The organism is uncultured Brachyspira sp. (genome assembly GCF_944390595.1).
Lineage (GTDB): Bacteria > Spirochaetota > Brachyspiria > Brachyspirales > Brachyspiraceae > Brachyspira.
The window spans coordinates 1-5,733 of the sequence record NZ_CALXRN010000145.1 but is presented as its reverse complement, the minus strand read 5'-3'; the positions used below and the strand labels follow the sequence as shown (position 1 = coordinate 5,733).

Genomic DNA, 5,733 nt, shown 5'->3' with positions numbered 1-5,733 from the left:
TGACACAGAAAACAGAAAGAAAAAAGAGTTTGAAGATAAATTAAAAGGTATAGAGGAAGTTTTATCTTCTCTATAATTTTTATAATTAAAAACTTGGCTTATGTTTGTTAATGTAAGTCAAGTTTTTTTATTATTAAAATCTTTAATTATTTTTGAAAATTTATTTATATTAAAAAACATCAAAATTACTCCGCCTTCACTTTAAGCCCTTATATATAAAGCAAAAAATATAAGCGATTATAAGAGTATATTTTCTGCATAATATAAACTTATAATATATTATAAAAATTGTATATAGTATAAACTTTTTTAAGGTGCAATAATAATGAATGATAAAAAAAGATACTATTCTATAATACCAGCTGAAGTAAAATACAATAAAAAATTAAAAGCTATTTCAAGACTTTTGTATGCTGAAATAGCTTCGCTGACTAATGATAAAGGTTATTGCTGGGCTTCAAATGCATACTTTGCTGAACTTTATTCTGTAAGCAAAAGCACCATATCAAGATGCATATCAGAGTTAAAAGAGAACGGTTACATAAAAATAGACTATGAAAGAAAAAACACTAACATTGAAAAAAGAAAAATATTTATAAACAGCATATCAGACGGGGTATCATCAAAATTGACAAAAGGGTATAGTCAAAATAATCAAGGGGGTATTGTCAAAAAAGTCAAAGATAATAATAAATTTAATATTAAAAAGAATAAAGAGTCTCACTCTGAATTTGATTTGTTTGTAAATGAACTTTCTAAAGTTTTTTACAGACTCACATTAAATAAAGCTGACAGGCTGTCAAAAATACATTGCTTCAAAACCAAAGAAAAACAGGAAGAATTAATAAATATATTTAACAACAGACACTTTTGCTGGAAGGACTCTATCAAATATGCTGAAATAAGAGTAAAAGACAAAAACAACATATCCGCTCTTTGGCTTGATTTTATAAGCTATTTGAAAGTGTATTTAATAAACGGAGATAAAGAAAAACTTATAAAAAGACATTACACTAAAGATGAATTATTAAAACGAGAAAAAAGATTAAAAGAAATAGAAAATATAAAATTAAAAAAAGAAAGAGAAGAACAAAAAATGCTGCTTGAAGAAGAAAAAAATCTTGGTATAGATAATATGACAGAAGATGAAATTATAGAGTTTACTAAAAACCGTTTTAAACATCTTAAACGATGCTGACAAGTTTTGTTATATAATTTTTAATTAAGTTAGTTTTTTATTATTGACAAAAAAGTCAAATACTAATTATACAAATAGAGGTTATCAAAAATATATTAATAGCAGTATTAAAATCCAAACCTAGATAATTAAAAAGTTTATCAGCTTCATCTTTTAATTTATCATCAATTTTAATAGTTATTTCTGACATTTATATTACTCTATAGATATTTATTATATCTATAAACTAATTAAATACAATATTATTTTGTTAGGTTAGTCAATTAAAAAATTAAGTCTATACAAAATATATTTATATAGACTTAAAAAATAATTAATCTCTAATTAAAACATCAATGCTTCTATTTTTGTATAAAGCTATTGATACAATTAATGTTATAATCTCGCTTATAGGAAGAACTAATACAAGACCTAAAAATCCTAATACATTTGGTAATGTTAATACCAGCAAAACAGGTAAAATTAAAGTTCTTAAAGCAGCAATCAAAGCAGATGCTCCAGCTTTTTGAATAGAAGTATAATATGCACTCATTATTATATTTATACCAACGCATATAAAAATCGGTATAGATGCCCTTACAAAAAACATAGCATCTTCAGCAGTTTTTAAATCTATATTTTTTAATAAAGCATTAACTAATATGCTTGGATTTATAAGTAATATTATAGAAGCTGATATTGATAATGATGAAACAAATATCATTCCCATTTTTAGAAAATCTTTCATCTTGTTTTTATTTTTAGCTCCGTAAGAAACACTGATTAAAGATGATAAAATCTCTCCTATATCGCTTGCTATCATTATAAAAAATGTAATTATATAATTTGCAGCAGAGTAAATAAGTATTCCATTGTTTCCTAATATTTTGTATGCTGTTATATTGAATAGCCAAGGTATTATGCCGGAAGAAATATTGCTTAAAAACTCTGAAAAACCATTTAATATAGCTTTGAATATATAATTCCAGCCTCCATATACTTTTATGATTTTTATTCTGCATTTGGGATTAAAGAAATATGATAGCCCTATAATAAATGAAATAATATACGAAAAAGCTGTAGCCCAAGCAGCACCTGAAATACCTAATTTTAATACTGCTATAAATACAGCATCTAATATTATTTTTGTTAAAGATGAAGTTATAAACATTAATGATGCCAATTTAGGAGAACCATTTAACCTTATAAATTGACTGAATACATAAGCCATTCCCCAGAAAAATACAGCAACAATAACACCGTTAATATATTCTAATGACAAATTATATATGTTTCCATGTGCTCCGAATAATGGAAGCAATGTTTCTCTGAATATATAAATTAATATAAGTACTGGAGTAGTTAAAGTTAAAACTGTTATTAAAGTTTGAGTAAATATTAAACTCGCACGTCTCATATTATTTTCACCGATACATTTTCCTGCTATAGCAATTGAGCCTAATGTAAGCATGACGTACAAAGCAAATGATAAAGCTGTAATAGGCCAAACAATGCCTATTGCTGAAAAGCCTTCCGATGATATAAAATTTGCTACGAATAAACCGTCTATAAATACTGCTGAACTTTCTGTGAGCATTCCCAACATACTTGGAAGAGCATAATTTATAAATATTTTTTTACTAGAGTTTTCTTTTAAAACTTTATTATTAAGCTGCATAGTACACCTCATAGATTGGTATAAGATTAAAAAACTTTATTTGTTAAATTGATTGATTATTTTGAAAAATTAGAATACTTTTATAAGTGATTTGTATATAAAGAATAATATATTAAGTTTTGAAGTTATAAATATTTTCATTTATTTATCCCCATTAACCAAATAAATTATAGTCCGATTTTTTACTAATTAGTATAATGTATTTTTATTTTTATGTCAAGATTATATAACTATGTAATTATAATTAGTATTTACTTTATTTTCATATTTGTTATAATAGCTTCTTTCAATATGAAAATATAAAAAGGAACTATGAAAAAAATGAAAACATTATTTACTTTTATTTTACTGTCCATCATTATGACAGCATCGGCATTCGGCATGTACGGCTATAATAATGATTGGATAGATTTTTTAGCAGACAGCAGTCAGCTTAGGGCTAGAATGGATCAATTCGGTTTTACTTTAGGCAATGATAATATCAAAGGTACTTTAGGTTTTAAAGCGGACACAGGATCATTCGGTAATATAATGAATTATGCTAATAATGAAAAATTATCATTAGATGCAACAATTTCTGCAGGCTTAGCTTATACTTCAAAGCCGATAAGTATTGGTATAGGTTATAATTACACTTATATAGATTCTCAATTGGATGTGCATACTCCTGTGCTTTTATTGAATGCATTAGATAACAGCTTAAGAATATGTATTCCTTTTCAAATATCGAGTTCTAAAAATATTCAGAATTCTGATTATTTAGGTTTAAGCACAACAACAGAAATGAGATATTATACAGGAAAAGATTCAATTAATGCTGTTAGGCTTTATATAAATTATGGCAGAAATTCATATAAAAACGGAGCAATTGTAAATTCGGCTTCTTCTTTCGGTTTTGAATTAAGATTTTATTTTATTCCTGTTACTATTGAAACAGTTTGGATTAATCCTTTTATAAAAATATTATATGCTTCATCATTGGATGCAAAGGGTAAAGGAGTTATTGATGAGAATATAGAAAATTTAGTAAATGTTCAGTCTCACAGCAGAATATCGTACTCATATAATGCTAATGAAATATATGAAGCAAATCCGTATATTGTGAGAATAACACCGGCATTATCATTGTATGCAAGTTCTGAATTTGCAACTTTATATTTTGAACCCAGCATTGGTTATAAAATTATATATAACGGCAAAAAAAGAGAAAATATTACTCATACTCTCACATGGGGAGCCTATTCCGAAGTAAGACTGCATCCTGTAAAAGATTTAGAATGGTATTTTGAAATGGGAATAAATAGTGCTAATAATTCAATTCCTGTTAACTTCAGATCTGCTACGGGAATTAATTGGTATTTACCTGAATTATAATCAATATACCGAAATGATTTTTACTTTTATATAAATTTATAATATTAATCATTTCGGTATATATATTAAAATCAATCTTCAATCAAAATATCAGCACTTCTGTTTTTGTATAATGCAAATGAAACTATTAAAGTAACAACTTCGCTTATAGGAAGAACCAAAACCAAACCAATAAATCCAAATAAGTTCGGCAAAGTCAATACTAAAGAAATAGGTAAAATCATACTTCTTAAAGCAGCAACAATAGCAGAAGCTCCGGCCTTTTGTACAGATGTATAATAGGCACTCATTATAACATTGATTCCAACTCCTATAAATGTAGGAATAGAAGTACGTACAAAAAACATAGCATCTTCAAAAGTTTGATTATCAACATTCTTCAAAAGAGTATTAACAAGAAGACTAGGATTAATTAAAAGCACAACAGAAGCAAGTATTGATATAAAAGAAATTAAAGATACAGATATTTTTAAAAAGTCTTTCATTCTGTTTTTATTTCTAGCACCATAAGAAACACTGACTAAAGGCTCTAATGCCTCGCCTACCGAATAAGCAAGCATTATAAAAAACATAATAGCATAATTTGCAACAGAGTATGCCAATATTCCTCTATTGCCTGAAATATTGTATGCCGTTATATTAAACAGCCAAGGAATAAGCCCGGATGAAAGATTGCTTAAAAACTCTGAAAATCCATTAAAAGCAGCCTTAATTATATATATCCATCCTCCGTAAACTTTTATGATTCTTAATCTGCAGTTAGGTTTGAAGAAATATAATAATCCCATTATGAAAGCTATAATCTGCGATATTGCCGTAGCCCAAGGAGCAGCCGCTATTCCAAAATGAAAAACTATAATAAAAAGAGGATCCAATATCATATTCACTATAGATGATATTATGAACATAGAAGATGCAAATTTAGGTGCTCCGTTAAGCCTTACAAATTGACTAAGTACATAAGCCATTCCCCAAAAGAATGTAGCAAAAAGAACACCTTCAATATAATCTAATGATAAATTATAAACTTCTCCATGTGCCCCAAATATAGGAAGTAAAGCTTCTCTGAATATATAAACTACAATAAGAGGAAAACTTGCTATTGTAAGAACAACTATTAAAGTTTGAGTAAATATTAAATTAGCACGTCTTATATTATTTTCACCTATGCATTTACCGGCAAGAGCAACGGAGCCTATTGTAAGCATTACATATATACCGAATGATAATGCCGTTATAGGCCAAACTATATTAATTGCAGTAAAAGCTTCCGGCGATATGAAATGCGCCACAAAAAAACCATCTACAAATACTGCAGCGCTTCCCATTATCATACCTAATATGCTAGGCACAGCAAATTTATAAAACAAGCTGATGCTGCTGTTATCTATTAAAGTTTTATGATTAAGTTCCATTTTTTATTCCTTAAAATCAAGAACATACAAATTAAGAAAATATAATTAAGTCTTTTATACCAATTCTATAGAAAAGAAAAATAATGAGT

The 5,733-nt window shown here is 27.1% G+C and carries 4 protein-coding genes and 1 pseudogene; 2 read left to right on the top strand and 3 right to left on the bottom strand.

The genetic code is table 11. The features are described 5' to 3' along the window. Window positions 1-325 precede the first annotated feature (325 nt). Window positions 326-1,198 carry a helix-turn-helix domain-containing protein gene (locus tag Q0J90_RS08710; protein ID WP_297277533.1) on the top strand — a complete coding sequence of 291 codons (873 nt, stop codon included), beginning with the start codon at window positions 326-328 and terminating at the stop codon, window positions 1,196-1,198. Between the two features lie 73 nt (window positions 1,199-1,271). On the opposite strand, the pseudogene Q0J90_RS08705 reads toward Q0J90_RS08710, so the two are convergent. Both Q0J90_RS08705 and Q0J90_RS08700 read right to left on the bottom strand, forming a co-directional pair. Further along, a pseudogene (locus Q0J90_RS08705) lies at window positions 1,272-1,388 on the bottom strand (type II toxin-antitoxin system antitoxin, RelB/DinJ family); the annotation flags it as partial. 123 nt (window positions 1,389-1,511) lie between these two features. Continuing rightward, complete coding sequence (locus tag Q0J90_RS08700) at window positions 1,512-2,855, bottom strand: MATE family efflux transporter (RefSeq protein ID WP_297277531.1); 1,344 nt, start codon at window positions 2,853-2,855, stop codon at window positions 1,512-1,514. Between the two features lie 321 nt (window positions 2,856-3,176). Between Q0J90_RS08700 and Q0J90_RS08695 the strand changes: the two genes are divergently transcribed. Continuing rightward, window positions 3,177-4,229, top strand: coding sequence for a hypothetical protein (locus tag Q0J90_RS08695; protein WP_297277530.1), 1,053 nt, complete (start codon window positions 3,177-3,179; stop codon window positions 4,227-4,229). 71 nt (window positions 4,230-4,300) lie between these two features. Here the strand turns inward: Q0J90_RS08695 and Q0J90_RS08690 are convergent, their stop codons facing one another. After that, window positions 4,301-5,644 (bottom strand): MATE family efflux transporter, encoded by a 1,344-nt coding sequence (locus tag Q0J90_RS08690; protein WP_297277529.1) that lies wholly within the window; start codon window positions 5,642-5,644, stop codon window positions 4,301-4,303. Window positions 5,645-5,733 lie beyond the last annotated feature (89 nt).